Below are 16,336 nucleotides of genomic sequence, written 5' to 3' on the forward strand. Positions count from 1 at the left end.
ACGCAAGGCGATGGAATGAAGTTTTCCAAAGGTTTTATTAGGACTTTACAAAGGCTTTACGCCGCTTTACACAGATTTTACTTTTGGCGGTGTAGTAAGTTATAAAGGCTGAAAAAGAAGTCGATAAGTGGGTGAAACTGGCTTATTGTTTCCATTCTTCGGTGATGGCGCAGAAAAAGTTCTCGCTCCAGAGATTCAGTTTGTCGCTGTCGGCAATGAACGGGCGGACATCCCTTTTCGCCTCCTCGAAATCGACGGAGTGGAAACGTTCCTTTAGTAGATCCTTGAGTCCATCAAAAGTCAAGGTGTCCGCACTTTTCCAGTGCCCGGTCTGTTCCATTCTCTTTTGCAGGTGCGGCAGGTTTACGCCCGTGTTCTGTGAGATATACCATACAAAGTCGTAGAAATCGCGACCCTTGACCCTGCTTTTCCATCCGCGACAAAGTAACGCGTGGAGTTTGCCCGCAAAAAGCGAGGGCTTGTCGTAGAGGCGAACCATGAAAGGCGATGGCAGCAGCCGATACTTGCTTTCGTAGGTGGCTGACTCTGGCGGATTCGTGTCCACCTCGAATTTGATTTTCAGGATTTCGTTCCCGGGAACGGGCAAGGGAGAGTGCTTTGCGGGAACAATTTTAAGCAAGTGCTTAAGCGTGTTGCCCTTGAGAAAGGCCGACTGCACCGGAGATCCGTGCGGTTTGCTTTTCGCTTCGACCGACATCTCCAGGCCGACAGAGTAGAGCTCTTCTTCAAGCACGCCAAAATAACGTGAAAGCTCGAAACCTTCGTCTGGCTTAATCAACGAAAAGTCCAGGTCCTCTGAAAAACGGTCCAGCCCATAGAATATGCGGAGCGCCGTGCCGCCATAGAAGGCGGCCTTGTCGAAGAACCCTCCACGTGAAAGTCCGCACAGGGCGACTTCCTGCGAGATTTCCTTGAGGGCGTTCCTGTAGTCCGAAACGTTTTTGCAATTATATTTCGCAAGCATTGAATCAAGTACGTGAGCCATGCCTACCTCATCTTGGACAGTATTTGTAGATTCTTCTTTCTGTACAGGGGGGCAACCTTTTCGATGAAGTCGAAATCCAGGTTCCGAAAATCACCGACTTCGATGCGCAAGTTTTCGAACAGGAACGTTTCCATGGCACGCTTGCCTGCAATCGGGTGCTCCTTGTAGAGTTTGTCGCAAAGGGCCTTTTCACAGGTGGCCATTGCGTAGGGCCTGTCCTCTGCGTTTTCGATGTTGACTCCGTGCGGAAAGACGTCGGGCGGGACATCGGAATACGAAAACTCGCCGAAGGGCGTCTTGTACAGTTTGGTCTTGTTCTTCTTGAACGATGCGGAAGAAAAGAGATGCACGGCTTCGGGAATGAGCCCGTGCCTCGAAAGGGCATAATCGAAGGAAAGATACGATGGGCCGTAAATCGCCCCTGCAAGGGCTTCGCCCGGGGTGTTCTTGTCGGTCTCGTACAGCCCGCGGATAACTTGCGTTATTTCGCCGCGCAGGGTCATTTGACGCAACTTCATTTGGGGCTGCCTGTATTTTTGACCAAGGTCTGAAAGAATTTCTGATACGTTTCTTATCACGATTTCCTCCAATAACTATAAAAATAATATATTAACTGGAGAAAATCAAGTGATTTTCGTTTTTTTCTTTGCTTAGTAGGCTACCCTTCGCCACAAAGTCTCTTGCCGAGTTCGTAGGCTTTTTCCAGATCCTTGGGGAATTGCGTTTCCCGTATTTGCGCCTTGTGGGTTTCGTCAATTTGCGCCGCGTCGTATTTGGCGTAGTCGTGGAACTGGTAGGTGTCGAAGGAGTAAAGGATTTCGGTCGGGCCGAATATTCCAAGGTTCTTTGCGCCTGCATCCATCAAGATGTCGTAGGCGTTCTCCTTGTAGATTGACATATCGGGGCAGTTCATGGTGAAAATGGATGCCGAGCGTTTGGGCTTGTTCACCACAGGCTGCATAAAGTTCGAATAGTTTACGGCCGGGAAAATTAGCCTTTCTGTAAAGGCGCGCAGTCCGGCGGTAGGGTATCCGCAATAGACCGGCGAACCGCAAACCAAGATGTCGGCTTCTACGGCCCTTTCGAGAATGGGCTGCAAGCCGTCCTTGAAGGAACACACGCCCTTGCGGCCGCCCTTGACCTTGCAGGCAAAGCAGCTCATGCAGCCTTTGTAAACCAGGTCGCGGTCGTATAGGTTTACCATTTCCACCTCGGCTCCAGCGTCTTTCGCTCCTTCCATGGCGCGGTTCAAAAGTTTGGCCGTGTTGCCGTTCTTTCGGGGGCTTCCGTTGATAAACATTGCCTTGATCATATTACAGAGTCCTCTTCTTGTTGCGAATTTTGGTCAGCTTGTCCATGTCGAAATGGTCGATGCCGTATTGCAGGGAATCTAGAATTTCTTTTTTGCGGGCGAGGAAGGGCCCGCTCAAATTCATGGACGACGTGTGGTGCGTATTGAGTTCGCAGTCGCAGGTCAGGCGCTCCAGGAAAAGCTTCAGTTCCTGCATCAGTTCGCGTTCCGTAAGCGGCGTGAATTCCCCGCGGCGGGCTTCTTCCAGGAGCGGCGTCCCGGGGAACAGCGTGAGTCCGCCGGTGCCTACCAGCATGGGCTTCAACTGGTTGAAAATTTCCGCGGTGTGTATAGCGTGGTCTTCGCTGTGCTCGCGGCCCGCCACACCGTTCAAGAAGGTGACCCAGTACTGGATTCCGGCTTCTTCCAGCTTGTGGCATTGCTCCAGAATATCTTCGGGGGCGTAGCCCTTGTTGATGCGTTTTAGCGTCCAGGCGTCGCCGCTTTCTACGCCAAGGGAAATCTCGTTCACGCCGATATCGCGCAGGTTGCGCAACTGCTCCACGGTCTTGTTTTTCAGGTCGGAGACCCGCGTAGCCGTGTACATGTGCTCCAGTTCGGGCAGGTATTTTTTGATAAGTTCCAGCCGGGGCATGAGCCTGTCGTAGGTGGGGGCCAGCGGATTTGCGCTCAGCAGCTGGATGGTCTTTGCGTGAGGGTCGTCGGCACGGAGTTCGCGCAGGTCTTCTTCCAGTAGGTCCATGGGCTGCATGCGGAAGGACACGTCCTTGTACATGGTGCAGAACTTGCAACTGTTGTGGGTGCAGCCCTGTGTAATCTGGATGAGGGGCCACGTGGGCCAGTAGGGGTTCCTGTAAACGGGTTCGGTAAAATGCATATCTTTTTTCTTGTCGGTTATAAGATATGCTCTTTCTTGAAATTCCGTATCGTTACTTACCGTTTGGTAAGTGGCCGCCCAGTATGACTCGCCGGTGTTCCGCGCCCCATTCTGTCATGCGGTAAACGATGATGTAGAGTTTTTTGCCGTGCTCGGTCACGCGGTATTCGACGCGGGGCGGGTAGCCGTAGCATTCGAACTTTTCGAGCAGCTTGTCTTGTTGCATTTGCCGCAGCCGCATGGTCAGGACCTTTTCGCTGAGCCCGTGGATGGAGGCGAGGATGTCCTTGAAGCGGGTGCTCCCGCAAAGGATTGCCGTGAGAATCTCGACGGTCCACTTGTTGCGCAGGACGTCCATGGTGTCGCCGATGGACATCACCTCGCGGCAGAGGGTCTTGGAATCCTTGACCGTGATTTCGCCTATGATTTTTTCGATGTTGTCTGAACTTTCGGGCATTTCAGTAAAAATATACACATTTATAAATTCGAGGAGCGGGCGGGGGAAGCCTCCCCCTGATTGCAGCCTTGGCCTGTTGTCACCCTGGACCCTGGAGCGAAGCGATAGGGGGTAGGGTCCAGGCCAAGTCTTCCATTACCCCCTCACTTAAGGGCTCCGCCCCTAAGACCCCGTTCCGATTTGTTTCCTAAATTTTACAATGGGGGGGGTATGGACTTTGGCAGGGGCATTACCTATATTTAAAAAGATAAACTATAGACGGGGATGTTTTATGAAAAATTTCATTGCTCCAAGGTCCCTGAGCTTGCCGAAGGGCCGGCTCATAACCATCTGCCTACTCGCGGCATTCTTCGCCCTTTCCGCTTGCGATGACTCTTCGTCGGCTAGTTCCGACGAAACAGGTGTTTCCAGTTCGTCTGTAGAGTCTTCTGATTCGAGTGTCACCCTGAGCGGAGCGTCAGCGGAGTCGAATGGGTCTAGTAACGAAACCAAAGACAAGTCATCGAGTAGTGAGAATAAGTCTAGCAGTTCCGCAAAAGAAACAAAGAATTCATCTGACTCCAAGAGCTCCAGTTCCATAAAGTCGGGAGATTCTTCTAGCAGCAAGAAGGATGTATCTAGTTCGTCGGTGAGTTTGTCTTCAAGCGAAAAGCAAAGCAGTAGTTCCTCCGAGAAACAGTCTAGTTCAAGTTCTGTCTTGCCTAAATCCAGTAGTTCCGTTTTTGAAGTTGACTCTTCCAGATTATGCACGCCTGGGTATGCTTTCTGCAATCGAGCATTAGGGGCTGATAGTATGCATGCTGGGGCGTACAAAAAGTTTACATATGAGGGACGATCCTACTATTATCTGACAATCAATGGTGAAAATCAGGATGGTAAAGCTGCCTCTGTAACTGTCATGGCGGAAAATCTAAATGTCGGCGAAATGGTCGACGGCAATAAGGATCAAAATGATGATTCCAAGATTGAACGGTATTGTTATGACAATGATACAATGAAATGCGAAGAGTATGGCGGACTCTATCAATGGGCGGAAATGATGAAGTTGCCGAGCGAATGCAACGCCAAGAGTTGTGCTGACTCTATTAAGCCAAACCATCAGGGAATTTGCCCGGATGGCTGGCGGCTTTTGACTTATGAAGATATGTATGTCGTTGTGCATGCAAATGGAAATAGAAATGGTGTTGCTGATATTCGGAGCATGGGCTTTGGTGGCTTTAATTATAGTGGATATGGACTGATTGGTGCGGGGTATCTTTGGAATTATGGGTTTAAGAACTTGAACGAAGCTACATATTGGCATTATCCAGAAGAGGCTATAAGAGGTGGTGACATCAATGTGAAATCGTTCTCTGGTCGGCAAAATAACACATCTACTGCTATGACATCTCAAGATGCAAATAAGACACATGGTTTTTCTGTTCGTTGTGCAAAAATAAACAAATGAAAAAGTAAGAGAACTCTTTAATCTCAACATGTCAAAGGGCTTGAAATATGTCTAAAAATAACTATAAAAAGAGAATCGGTGAATATAACTACAAGATCGAATCTTTAGAACCCCGCATGATGATGGATTTTGCGGTATAAATTCCACATTCCATATTTCACATTGCTTGGTTTGTGGGTGGTGAAAATTTTTACAGGAGATAATGGTATGAAGTGTGTCAAGGGTCTTGGTTTCTTGTGGGTGGCGGTGCTCGCGGCATTCTTCGCCCTTTCCGCCTGCGATGACTCTTCGTCGGCTAGTTCCGACGAAACCGGTGTTTCCAGTTCGTCTGTAGAGTCGCCTGATTCGAGTGTCACCCTGAGCGGAGCGTCAGCGGAGTCGAATGGGTCTAGTGACGAAAATATGGAAAAAGACAAGTCGTCGAGTAGTGAGAATAAGTCTAGCAGTTCCACAAAAGAAACAAAGAACTCGTCCGATTCCAATAGTTCAAGTTCCGTAAAGACTGGTGATTCTTCAAGCAGTAGGAAGGATGTATCTAGTTCGTCGGTCAATTCTTCGTCAAGTGTCAAGTCTAGCAGCAGTTCTTCCGTGAAACAATCTTCGTCGTCAGTTACTTCGAGTAGTAGCGAATATGTGCCGTTTGATAGGACAGAGCCTTTTGATGGAACACATTGGCGTAATGGTGATTATGTGAAGTTTGTCGATGGACGAAATAATCGAGAGTATTACTATATACAGATAAGCGGAAAAGATACTGCCGGTCGAAAAGCTACGATTAAAGTTATGGCAGAAAACTTGAATATTGGCGAAATGGTCCGTGGAAGGAAAAATCAGGAAGATGATGATAAGATAGAGCGGTATTGCTATAATAATGATACGACAAATTGTGACCGCTATGGTGGACTTTACCAATGGGCAGAGATGATGCAACTGCCTAGCGAATGCAACCAAGAAAATTGCCGAAATCAATATGATACTGTAACATACCATCACCAAGGAATATGTCCCGACGGTTGGCGACTGCTTACATACAATGACTTTTATATTGTTGTTCATGCCGATGGAAATACCCATGGTGTTGAGGGAACCCGTTCTGCATATGGCTTTGGTGGCTACAATACCACAGGGTATAGCCTTGTTGGGGCTGGCTACAATTGGAATGGTTCCTTTAAGGGCATAAATGACGAAACTTATTGGCATTACCCTGAAGAAAATCCAGAAAATTATGCAGAGAAATCTAAGGCATCGTATCAATACACTCTAGCAACCGGCAACCCTATTTCAAACACTTTTAAAACGCATGGTTTTTCAGTTAGGTGTGTTATGGATGAATTTTAATTCAATGAAAATAATGCATAGTTAGTTAAAGAAACGTCAAAAGAGGTGCCAAATGTCTAAACGTAATGTAAAAAAAGAAAAGGGTAGTGAATTTAAAATTGAAGCGTTAGAACCTCGTTATATGATGAGTGCTGATGCTCCAATTGATTTTTCTGTCTGTTGCGTTAAGGACTCTGACTAGCCCGCCGATAAACAATCATCCCACACTTCACACTTCACACCCGCGTCTGCGTTAGGGGGCGTCGCACCGCCACGCGGTGGCGAGACGCGCAAGCGGCTCGATGAGCCGAGCGTGCTCGGCGAGCAGCACCCGCCCCGGCCCCTTCGACGCTGGGAGATCCCCGCCTTCTCCCCAAAGAGGATAACTCTACTATGGCAACAAGTTGCCAAGTATCGTATAGCGGGGATGACAAGTTGGGGCCGGGGAACGTCCAAGGGGAGCCGTCTCAGCGGGTTGTTTTGTAAAAAAATCAAATATGTTTGAAATTTTTGCTAAAATTATATATATTTTAAGGTATGGTTGAAATTATTGATTCTATATCCAAATATAACCTGTGGGGTGGAAACAGCCCGTTTTTGGGCTTTAATCGGCATATTTACCAGGAAAAAGTCATGAAAAGTGTCGGAAACAACCTGGTCAAGGTTGTTGTCGGGCAGCGTCGTGTCGGAAAGAGTTTCGTTTTGCGGCAGGTCTTGTCGCAAATCGTTGCAGGCGGGGTTCCCGCCGAGAACACCCTATACATCAACAAGGAATTCCTTGAATTTTCTGCCATAAAATCCGCAGAGGACTTGCAGTCTCTTTACGCTGCTTACAAGAGCCGGTTTTCGCCCCAAGGCAAGACATATCTTTTCATTGACGAAATCCAGTATATCGATGGATGGGAAAGATTTGTGAACGCCCGTTCGCAGGATTTTGCCGAGCCTTGCGAAGTATTTATAAGCGGGTCCAATTCGGATATTCTCTCCGGGGAACTTTCAACTATGCTTTCGGGCCGGTATGTCCGGTTTGAAGTTTTTCCCTACAGTTTTGACGAGTTTTGCGAGTTGACCGGCAAGCCGCAGGATGCGTCGTCTTTTACGGATTATGTCCAGCATGGGGCCCTGCCCGAACTGTTCAACCTTGATTCGGAGGAAATGCGACGGAACTATGTCGAGAGTCTGAAGGATTCCGTGATGCTTCGCGATGTCGTGCAGCGTTACAGAATCAAGGACGCTACCCTGCTGAACGATCTTTTTGTCTTTCTTTCGAATAATGCCTCGAACTTGATTTCTTTCACGAATGTGGTCAAGAGCCTTAAGGGGCAAGGGCGGAAAACAAATTACGAGACTGTCTCGACCTATGCGGGGTATTTGGAAAACGCCTTCTTGATACATTCCTGTCCGCGCTTCAACATTCGTGGCAAGGATTCGCTGTCCGGTCCTGCCAAATACTACATGAACGATTTTTCGTTCCACAATTACCTGTATGCGGGTTTTGGGTATGGAATGGGTTATCTTTTTGAAAATGCCATTTATCTGGAACTTCGCAGGCGTGGCTACGATGTGTATGTCGGGGAATTGGATGGGAGCGAGGTTGACTTCGTCGCGATCAAGAACGACGCGCGCATTTACATCCAAGCAGCCTATAAGATGGACGGCGAATCAACCATTGCCCGAGAATACGCTCCGCTGGAAAAAATCAGGGACAGTTATCCAAAATTTGTTGTGTCGTTGGATGAGTTCCGGCTGCCATCGAATAACGGAATTTTGCATGTCCGCCCTTGGGAAATACCTTGATTCCCTTGTTCCACACTACACACTTCACACCCGCGTCTGCGTTAGGGGGCGTCGCACCGCCACGCGGTGGCGAGACGCGCAAGCGGCTCGATGAGCCGACCCCGGATCAGGTCCGGGGTGACGAGAGGCGAGCAGCACCCGACCCGGCCCCTGGCCGGGGAACGCCCAATAGTGGGCTAGACTTGCTTTGCGGCTAAAGTCTCGTTCAGGCTGCCGCTGCGGAAGCCCTGCAGGTCAAGCGAGATGTAGGTAAACCCGATTTTCTTGAAAGTCGCGAGAATCTGGTCGCGATTTTTTAGTACTGTATCGAAATCTTCGGGCAACACCTCGATGCGGGCAAGGTTGCCATGCAGGCGCACGCGGAACTGCTTGAAGCCCAGTTCAAAAAGCAGTTGCTCCGCATTTGATATCATGGAAAGCTTTTCCCGGGAAATGGGTTCTCCGTAAGGGATGCGGCTTGCGAGGCAGGCGAAGGAAGGCTTGTCCCACGTGGGTAAATCCAGTTTGTGCGAAAGTTCGCGGATGTCCGCTTTTGTGAGTCCGCATTCCAGGAGGGGGCTCCTGATGCCTAGTTCCTGGAGGGCGCGCATTCCCGGGCGGTAGTCGTGAATATCGTCGGCATTGCTGCCTTCGCAGACGGTTGAAAATCCTGCGGCCTTTGCGCGTTCTGTAATTTTCGAAAACAGGATGCGCTTGCAAAAGTAGCAACGTTCCCTGGAGTTTTCGGCAAAGCCTTCTACCTGCATTTCGTCAACTTCTATCAGCTGCTGCGGGATTCCGTGCAACTTGCAGAACTCTCGGGAAAATGCGATTTCGCGCTCGGGGACCATTCCCGCCTGGACGGTGTAAGCAACCATGTTGTCACCCAGCACGTCGTGAGCGACTTTTGCTAGGAACGTGGAATCTACGCCGGCAGAAAATGCGATGGCGACGCGGTCCATTTCGCGCAAGAGGTTTTTCAGTTTTTCAAACTTTTGGCTCAAGCTTTCCATGTAAAGTAAAATACAAAATTGCGGCTTGACAACTCGCTTTTAGTGCAGTTTCTTCTCGACCGCTTTCTGGATTTCGCGGATGGGAACGCCCGCCTTTTCGGCAAGTGCCTTCAAGTCGTCAAATTCGGGTTTGACTTTCTCGATGTCGCCCAAAACGGATTTCTTGACGCGAACCTTGCCGAATTCCGTTTTGACTTCGAAGGTGTTGCGGGCCATGCAGGTGCGTTCGACGGGGAAACGGCGCACACCGACGGTCGATGTATGTAAGAAAATCGCTTTCTCTACGGCAGCCAGGTGCTCGCTGTCGGCGAGGGCGCACAGGAGAGTGCCCATGCGGTTCTTTTTCATGTAGCAGGGGATAAAATGGACGTCACGGGCTCCCGCCTCGAAGAGTTTGTCCATGGCGTAGCCCAGTTCTTCGGGAGTGGAATCGTCGATGTTCGCTTCAATCTGGAAAACGTTGCAATCAGCGGGGGTGCAGCCTGTGGTAGTGGATGTTGCGTCGCCGCATTTGTCGCTTGCGCAGTCCTCGATGATTTGCGCCCGCAAGAAGTTTGCTCGCCCGAAATCGCGCTTGCCAAGCCCCACGCCCGATTTTAAAATCTTGTAACTTGCGGGGAGGCGCTCGCTTGTCCGGAGGGCCGCCACGATGCCCGCTCCCGTTGGGGTGACCATTTCGCCTTTCGTTTCGGTGATGTGAAGCGCGATGCCCGCAGCTTCTGCAATGTGCGCTACCGCCGGAACGGGAATCGGGAGCATTCCATGTTGCGTTTCCACAAAGCCAGAGCCTTCGTTGAGCCCTGTAACGATGCAGTTCTCTACGCCAAGGTCATCTGCAAGGACGGCGACCGCCAAGATGTCGACTATGGAATCAACGGCACCCACTTCGTGGAAATGGACTTCTTCTACGGGCACGCCGTGAGCCTTTGCCTCGGATTCGGCGATGATGCGAAAAATCTTCTTTGCGGTTTCAAGGGCGCGGGGAGTGACTGCCCCTGCATTTGCTGCGCGGTCCAGAATCTCGTAAACCTCGGACAAGTGCCGATGTTCGTGATGATGGTGCCCGTGCTCATGGTGATGATGATGCTCTACATACCCTTCTTCGTGAGAATGCACGTGGTCTGCGTCGTGGTCATGGACATGCACCGCAAAAGAAAGCCCCGCAATGCTGTAACTCTTTGAATTTTCCACATGGACGTGGACGCCTTCTAGGCCGAGCCCCGCAATGGCTGCATCCAGTTTTTCGCGTGATGCCCCAAGTCCAAGAAGTGCGGCAACCGTCATATCGCCGCTGATACCGCAAGATCCATCAAGATAGAGATATTTCATCATTTCACCTTCAACATTCTAAATGCGGCGATGGCCGCCCCGAAACCGTTATCGATATTTACCACCGTCACGCCCTCGGCGCAGGTGTTGAGCATGGTGAGCAGTGCGCTAATCCCGCCGAAGGATGCCCCGTACCCGACCGATGTGGGCACGGCAATCACGGGCGCTTTCACGAGTCCGGCAATCACGCCGGGGAGCGCTCCTTCCATTCCGGCAACCGCGATAACCACCGAAGCCTTGCGGATGTCCTCCACCTTCGAAAGTAGGCGGTGCAGTCCCGCAATCCCTACGTCGTATTGGCGCAAGACTTTTACGCCGTTAAATTCCAGCGTCTTGGCGGCTTCTTCGGCAATAGGCAGGTCCGCCGTTCCTGCGCAACATACGGCCACCGGCCCGAACTTTGCAACCGTTTGCGCCGCCCTGCCGCCAGAGCGACCGCGCTTCCGACTAGCCGGAATTTCATCTGCCAGCGAAATCGTCCGGGAAAGTTCGTCGTAGCGGGTTTTCTCACCTGCATTTGCGATGAATTCCGCCTGTTCCTTGCTGCATTTGGTCCCTAATACGCGGCAGCCTTTGTCTCGGAACTTTCTAAGAATTTTCAGGAGCTGTTCTGACGTCTTGCCTGCGCAATAAACGGCCTCGCAAGTGCCTGTGCGCGATTCGCGGCTCACGTCCAGCTTGGCAAAACCGATGTCTTCAAAGGAATCTTTTGAAACAAACTTTTTCATACTTCTAATATATCACTTAGAGTCAACTCTAAGGCAAATAAATTTTCTAAAAATCAATAAGGTTTCCACTTGTCGGCGTCTTTTTCTGCGCCGACCTGGAACTTGGAAGAAGGGGCTGCGAAATCGATGTCATCGGCTGCGGGAGTTTCGGCTTTCGTCGCTGTGGTCTGCGCAGTCTCTGATTCCGTCGCGGGTGCGGTCGAATCTCGTGGCGCGATGTTCGGGGCGTTTTCAGGATGGACTTCTTTCAAGGCACGCCCCTTGTAATGCCTGGCCGCAAGGAGACCCGCTTCGAAGAGCAGGTACGTCGGGACTCCGAGCAACAGCTGGCTAACAACATCGGGGGGCGTGAGGAGGGCCGCCAGCACAAGGATTGCCACCACCACGTAGGGGCGCTTGCCGCACACGGTCTCGTAATTCACGATGCCCGCGCGGATAAGGGCGTAGGTCACCAGCGGGAACTGGAACATGCATCCGAACGCAAGCGAAAGCCAGAGCGCGAGTGTTACCAGGTTAGAGACGCCGAATACGGGTTGCAGGGTGGTGCTTGCAAAGCTCATGCCGAACTGCACAATCAGCGGGAAGCAGACGACTAGGCAGAAGGCGACGCCCGCGATAAACAGCCCGCTGGTCATGGCCACGATGGAGCGGATGAATCGCTTTTCGTTGTCGTATAGGGCGGGGAGCACGAACTGCCACATGTTCCAGGCGATGTAGGGCGAAAACAGCACGCAGTCCAGCAGTGCAGAAATCTTGAGCTGCAGCAGGAACACTTCCATCGGGGAAAAGTAATGGAGCGTGACGCCGCCTTGCAGGGCGATTTGCTTACAGAACCAGTCCAGAACGTAGGGCGAAACAAGGAACAGGGGCACGATGCCGATGGCAAGGGCGACAATAGAACGCAAAAGCGCCCGTCGGAGCGCTTCCAGATGCGAAATCAGCGTAGCTTCTTGATCCTGTTTGGAGGACATTAGCCTTTCTTTTCTTCTTCGGTTGCTGAGCGTGCCGAAGCATCGGCGGCTTTTTCCACAGTCTTCTGCAGGTCTTCGGCTTCTTCCTTCAGGGCGTCTTTCGCCTTCTTGTACTCGTTCTGGGCCTTGCCCAGGGAACGTGCGAGTTCAGGAATGCGCTTTGCCCCGAACAAAAGGAGCACCACAACCACAATCAGGATTATTTCTGGAATTCCAAGGGACATATTTTACCTGCCTTTTCCTAGAAATATAACATAATTCGCGACGGTGACGAGAATTTATCTACGGTGCCGTCGCGAACTAGGCTACAGTTCGATAATCCTGTATTTGCGGTTACCCATCTTCAGCTTTTCCATGGCGGGGAGCTGGTGCAGGCCTTCGCGGGTTTCGATGCGTTCCTTGAGGTCGTGAAGTTCCTTGGGCGGGAGCTTGTAAACCATGTCAACGCTGGCCTGGTCCACCGCCACGATGTCTGTGGAGGCGAGAATGCCGATGTCGCGGCACTTGGGTTCCGCTGCAGAAAGGCCCGCGCAGTCGCAGTCCACGGACATGCGGCGCAGCACGTTGATAAAGCAGATGTGGCCCTTGAAAAAGTCGCAGGTGGCCTTTGCGGAATCGGCCATGGTTTCCATGAACAGGGCTCCGCTGGTTTTCCAGCCCGCCGTGCCGCCCGCTTCCATCTTGGTGGGGCCGCCCTTCACGTATTCGTGAATCATCTTCTTGCCCAGGCGTCCGCCCGCGCAACCGATAGCGATGTTCTTCATGGAGCCGCCGTAACCGCCCATGGCGTGGCCCTTGAAGTGAGTCAGCACGATCATGGAATCGTAATTCTTGATGTGTGCGCCCATGGACATTTCCTTGAAAATGAGGCCATCCTTTACGGGGAGCATCACTTCGCCGTCTTCGTCCATGATATCCACGTCGCAGAAGGTCCAGCCGTTCACCTTGAGGGTTTCGCGGTGCTGTTCGGTAGTGTACCGGTCGCCTTCGTACCAGGTGTTGGTCTCCACAATCTTGGAGTTGGGCACCTGCGCCTGGAATTCCTTTACCCATTCCCGGGGCAAAATATTGGGGCCGTTCTTTTCGCCGGTGTGGAGCTTGAGGGCCACGCGTCCGGTAATGCCCTCGTTGATTTTCTTGTACAACTTGATGAGGCCTGCGGCACTCAGGTCCTTGGTGAAATAGACGTTGGAAACGTCCTTTCCGGGTTCCTTCTGTTCCATGGATTTCCCTTTCGCGAAAGCGGGTGTGAATACGGCGGAAGCGAGTGCTGCCGCGCCTGCGGTTTTTAAAAAGTCTCTTCTGTCCATAGTTTACCTTGAGCCTGTCATTCTGGAGAACCGAAGGTTCGATAGAATCCAGGCCGCTGCTTATTTAGTGGTTAGTGGTTGGTGTGGACCTCGGCCTTGGCGAGGGATTGGGCCTTGTACTTGCGTGCGATAATCATCACTGCCCATACGGACGTGATAAATGCCGACATGGCAACGCCTACCGTTGACATTTCCCGCACCATCTCGGAAACACCTTCGGGGCTTGTGGCTGCGGTAAAGAAGGGATAACTCCACATGAGTTCTCCGTTCATGACATGGTCGATAATCAGGACGCCTGTTACGAGCCAGAGCATACGGGCAAGCAGGCGCAGGCTTTTATAGAAGGGTTGCGGACCGCCGGAAACAGCGGCTTCCAGGTTCCTGGATTCACTTTTAGACTTGCCGGTCTGCTGCAACACGAGGGTTGCGATGGTGGTGACGACCGCTTCGGCCATGGGCACGACAAAACAGCACATAAAATCTCCTTTTGAAAATGTTCTATAAGAAATATAATACCTAGAGTTTACTCTAGGTGTTGAGTTTTTGTGAAAAAAGTTGAAAAATTTTATTTAGAGTTAACTCTAACTCTATCATTTGGACGAAAATATTTATATTTTGTAAACATGACTTACTCTATAGGCGATGTTGTCAAGAAAACAGGGCTTTCGGCCTACACTCTGCGCTACTACGAAAAAGAGGGCCTCCTTCCCTTTGTCAAGAAGAACGCCTCGGGCGTGCGGGCCTACAGCGACGAAGACCTTCGCTGGCTTACCATGATCGAATGCCTCAAGGATTCGGGACTGCAAATCAAGGAAATCCGCCAATACATCGAGTGGTTCAACGAGGGCGATTCTACGCTTGCCCAAAGGCTTTCCCTTTTTGAAAACCGCCGCAAGATTCTTGAAAAGGAAATGGCCCGCCTTACAGTGGTCATGAACAAGATTCGCTACAAGGAACTGCTGTATCGGGAAGCCGTTCGGGTGGGGAACCTGGACATCGCCACCAACGAAAGGCGGTTTCAACATCTGAAGAAAAAGTTGTTCGAATCCCCGGACGATTTTGACAAGTAGAATTTTAATAAAGAAACATTTTTCATAACAAAGGAATTTATCATGAAGGTCGTTTTATTCAACGGTAGTCGTCGCGAAAAGGGTTGCACCTACACGGCGCTGAACCTGGTGGCTGGCGAACTCGAGGCCGCTGGCATCGAGACGGAAATCTTCTTTGTGGGTGGTCGCGTGCTGAAGGGCGAAACCGACGCCGTAGTTCACGAAGCCAAGGAAATCCTTAAAACAGCCGACGCCGTCGTCTATGGCTCCCCGGTGTACTACGCATCCCCGAGTGGCGAGATGCTGATGTTCCTGGACAGGCTTTACGGCATTGCCGAAGCGGAACTGCTCTTTAAGCCCGCCGCAACGGTTGCTTCTGCCCGCCGTGCCGGCACTACCGCAACGCTCGACGCCCTGAACAAGTACCCCACCTTTGCGCAGCAGCCCCTGGTGACATCTCGCTATTGGAACATGGTTCATGGTTCCAGCCCGGAAGATGTGCTGAAGGACGAGGAAGGCGTGCAGATTATGAAGGAACTGGGCCGCAACATGGCGTGGATCCTGAAGAGCATCGAAGCGGGCAAGAAGGCAGGTGTCGTGCAGCCCGTTGCCGAAAAGAAAATCTTCACGAACTTTATACGATAGAGGGAAGATTCGCTTGCGTTTTAGAAAGAATAAAAAACTCATGATTACGGCGATTATCTTATCTGTACTTTTTATTTTGGGAGATGTGGGCGTGTTGTTCTTATCGCAGGCAAGTTTCGGGCGCATCCCGCAGGGCAAGCGCCTTGAACGTATCAAGCAGTCGCCGAATTACGACGGAAAGCAGTTCGTGAACGAGGTCGAAACTGTCACCATGACGGGAGACAGGGGCGTGTTTGCCGTATGGAAGGATTTCCTGTTCGGTGACAAGAGTCAGACCGTTCCCGATACCGCATTGAACGTCATCAAGACGGACTTGAAGTCACTGCCGCTGGACCGCGATTGGATTGTGTGGTTCGGACATTCCTCGTACCTTCTTAATTTGTCCGGAAAGAAAGTGCTGGTGGATCCGGTTTTTTACCAAGGCTCGCCGGTGAGTTTCGTGAACAAGATGTTCAAAGGAACGGACATCTACAAGCCCGTCGACATGCCGGATATTGACTACCTGGTGATTTCGCACGACCACTGGGACCACCTGGATTACCGGGTGGTGACGGAACTGGAACCTCGCGTAAAGCGTGTGGTAACTGGCCTCGGCGTGGGCGAGCATTTTGAATACTGGAAGTATCCCGTTGAAAAACTTACGGAACTCGACTGGTGGGAATCTGTTGACCTGGGCGAAGGCTTTAACGTGACGGCGACTCCGGCAAGGCATTTTTCGGGCCGCGACCTTCACCAGAACAAGACCCTGTGGGCATCATTCGCCTTCAAGTCTCCCAAGCGCACCGTTTGGATTGGCGGTGATTCGGGTTACGGTCCGCACTTCGAAAAAATCGGAAAGAAATTTACCGACATCGATTTGGCGATTCTTGAAAATGGGCAGTACGACAAGGATTGGTCGCTCATCCACACCATGCCGGAATACCTGGGCAAGGAAATGGTGGAACTGGATGCAAACCGCTACATGACCGTTCACCATTCCAAGTTCTGCCTGAGCAAGCATTCGTACACGGAACCGCTGGAAAATGCGAAACGCGCCGCCCAGGAATCGGGCAAGCCCGTGCTCATGCCGCAAATGGGCGAGGTCGTGTACCTGGAATAA

The 16,336-nt window shown here is 51.2% G+C and carries 21 protein-coding genes; 7 read left to right on the forward strand and 14 right to left on the reverse strand.

The features are described 5' to 3' along the window. Positions 1-142: 142 nt before the first annotated feature. From B4B27_RS12605 to B4B27_RS12630, 6 genes are all read right to left on the reverse strand, one after another. Positions 143-1,006, reverse strand: a complete 864-nt coding sequence (locus B4B27_RS12605) for a nucleotidyl transferase AbiEii/AbiGii toxin family protein (RefSeq protein ID WP_088657788.1) — start codon at positions 1,004-1,006, stop codon at positions 143-145. Positions 1,007-1,008: 2 nt separating this feature from the next. Beyond that, positions 1,009-1,524: a type IV toxin-antitoxin system AbiEi family antitoxin domain-containing protein gene (locus tag B4B27_RS12610; protein ID WP_290726993.1), complete on the reverse strand. Its 516-nt coding sequence runs from the start codon at positions 1,522-1,524 to the stop codon at positions 1,009-1,011. Between the two features lie 140 nt (positions 1,525-1,664). Next, a complete protein-coding gene (locus B4B27_RS12615) occupies positions 1,665-2,318 on the reverse strand; it encodes a flavodoxin family protein (protein WP_290726994.1) in 654 nt (217 codons plus the stop codon). Position 2,319: 1 nt separating this feature from the next. Then, the gene (locus tag B4B27_RS12620; RefSeq protein WP_290726995.1) at positions 2,320-3,195 is read right to left on the reverse strand and encodes a radical SAM protein; all 876 of its coding nucleotides are present in this window, start codon (positions 3,193-3,195) and stop codon (positions 2,320-2,322) included. A gap of 52 nt (positions 3,196-3,247) precedes the next feature. Next, entirely contained in the window at positions 3,248-3,652 is a 405-nt protein-coding gene (locus B4B27_RS12625; RefSeq protein ID WP_290726997.1) for a winged helix-turn-helix transcriptional regulator, read from the reverse strand. A gap of 252 nt (positions 3,653-3,904) precedes the next feature. After that, positions 3,905-4,423: a hypothetical protein gene (locus B4B27_RS12630; protein ID WP_290726998.1), complete on the reverse strand. Its 519-nt coding sequence runs from the start codon at positions 4,421-4,423 to the stop codon at positions 3,905-3,907. A gap of 22 nt (positions 4,424-4,445) precedes the next feature. On the opposite strand from B4B27_RS12630, the gene B4B27_RS12635 reads away from it, so the two are divergent. Then, positions 4,446-5,099: an FISUMP domain-containing protein gene (locus tag B4B27_RS12635; protein ID WP_290726999.1), complete on the forward strand. Its 654-nt coding sequence runs from the start codon at positions 4,446-4,448 to the stop codon at positions 5,097-5,099. Between the two features lie 104 nt (positions 5,100-5,203). Here B4B27_RS12635 and B4B27_RS12640 read toward each other — a convergent pair whose 3' ends face one another. Next, the gene (locus tag B4B27_RS12640; protein WP_290727000.1) at positions 5,204-5,668 is read right to left on the reverse strand and encodes a hypothetical protein; all 465 of its coding nucleotides are present in this window, start codon (positions 5,666-5,668) and stop codon (positions 5,204-5,206) included. A 121-nt stretch (positions 5,669-5,789) separates the two neighbouring features. Between B4B27_RS12640 and B4B27_RS12645 the strand changes: the two genes are divergently transcribed. The 3 genes from B4B27_RS12645 to B4B27_RS12655 all read left to right on the forward strand — a co-directional run bounded on the left by B4B27_RS12645 (position 5,790) and on the right by B4B27_RS12655 (position 8,213). Then, entirely contained in the window at positions 5,790-6,437 is a 648-nt protein-coding gene (locus B4B27_RS12645; RefSeq protein ID WP_290727002.1) for an FISUMP domain-containing protein, read from the forward strand. Positions 6,438-6,489: 52 nt separating this feature from the next. Beyond that, positions 6,490-6,618, forward strand: coding sequence for an LEPR-XLL domain-containing protein (locus tag B4B27_RS12650; protein WP_290727003.1), 129 nt, complete (start codon positions 6,490-6,492; stop codon positions 6,616-6,618). A gap of 431 nt (positions 6,619-7,049) precedes the next feature. Further along, positions 7,050-8,213 (forward strand): ATP-binding protein, encoded by a 1,164-nt coding sequence (locus B4B27_RS12655; protein ID WP_290727004.1) that lies wholly within the window; start codon positions 7,050-7,052, stop codon positions 8,211-8,213. Between the two features lie 176 nt (positions 8,214-8,389). Here the strand turns inward: B4B27_RS12655 and larE are convergent, their stop codons facing one another. From larE to B4B27_RS12690, 7 genes are all read right to left on the reverse strand, one after another. Further along, positions 8,390-9,205, reverse strand: coding sequence for an ATP-dependent sacrificial sulfur transferase LarE (gene larE / locus B4B27_RS12660; protein ID WP_290727005.1), 816 nt, complete (start codon positions 9,203-9,205; stop codon positions 8,390-8,392). Positions 9,206-9,244: 39 nt separating this feature from the next. Continuing rightward, on the reverse strand, positions 9,245-10,537 hold the full coding sequence (gene larC, locus B4B27_RS12665) for a nickel pincer cofactor biosynthesis protein LarC (protein ID WP_290727006.1): 1,293 nt from the start codon (positions 10,535-10,537) through the stop codon (positions 9,245-9,247). After that, on the reverse strand, positions 10,534-11,262 hold the full coding sequence (gene larB / locus B4B27_RS12670) for a nickel pincer cofactor biosynthesis protein LarB (RefSeq protein ID WP_290727007.1): 729 nt from the start codon (positions 11,260-11,262) through the stop codon (positions 10,534-10,536). The genes larC and larB overlap by 4 nt, the downstream gene beginning before the upstream one ends. Before the next feature lie 53 nt (positions 11,263-11,315). Next, a complete protein-coding gene (gene tatC / locus B4B27_RS12675; protein WP_290727008.1) occupies positions 11,316-12,233 on the reverse strand; it encodes a twin-arginine translocase subunit TatC in 918 nt (305 codons plus the stop codon). Beyond that, positions 12,233-12,457, reverse strand: a complete 225-nt coding sequence (locus B4B27_RS12680; protein ID WP_290727009.1) for a Sec-independent protein translocase subunit TatA/TatB — start codon at positions 12,455-12,457, stop codon at positions 12,233-12,235. The genes tatC and B4B27_RS12680 overlap by 1 nt, the downstream gene beginning before the upstream one ends. 81 nt (positions 12,458-12,538) lie before the next feature. Further along, the gene (locus B4B27_RS12685) at positions 12,539-13,543 is read right to left on the reverse strand and encodes a DUF362 domain-containing protein (protein ID WP_290727011.1); all 1,005 of its coding nucleotides are present in this window, start codon (positions 13,541-13,543) and stop codon (positions 12,539-12,541) included. A 71-nt stretch (positions 13,544-13,614) separates the two neighbouring features. After that, positions 13,615-14,019: a hypothetical protein gene (locus tag B4B27_RS12690; protein ID WP_290727012.1), complete on the reverse strand. Its 405-nt coding sequence runs from the start codon at positions 14,017-14,019 to the stop codon at positions 13,615-13,617. Between the two features lie 147 nt (positions 14,020-14,166). Here B4B27_RS12690 and B4B27_RS12695 point away from each other — a divergent pair, with 147 nt between their 5' ends. The 3 genes from B4B27_RS12695 to B4B27_RS12705 are packed head-to-tail and all read left to right on the forward strand — an operon-like array spanning position 14,167 to position 16,336. Beyond that, complete coding sequence (locus B4B27_RS12695) at positions 14,167-14,613, forward strand: MerR family transcriptional regulator (protein ID WP_290727013.1); 447 nt, start codon at positions 14,167-14,169, stop codon at positions 14,611-14,613. Between the two features lie 42 nt (positions 14,614-14,655). Continuing rightward, complete coding sequence (locus B4B27_RS12700) at positions 14,656-15,237, forward strand: flavodoxin family protein (RefSeq protein WP_290727014.1); 582 nt, start codon at positions 14,656-14,658, stop codon at positions 15,235-15,237. 40 nt (positions 15,238-15,277) lie between these two features. Next, positions 15,278-16,336 carry an MBL fold metallo-hydrolase gene (locus B4B27_RS12705; RefSeq protein WP_349678258.1) on the forward strand — a complete coding sequence of 353 codons (1,059 nt, stop codon included), beginning with the start codon at positions 15,278-15,280 and terminating at the stop codon, positions 16,334-16,336.

This window comes from Fibrobacter sp. UBA2449 (assembly GCF_002342555.1).
In the GTDB taxonomy this organism is placed as follows: domain Bacteria; phylum Fibrobacterota; class Fibrobacteria; order Fibrobacterales; family Fibrobacteraceae; genus Fibrobacter.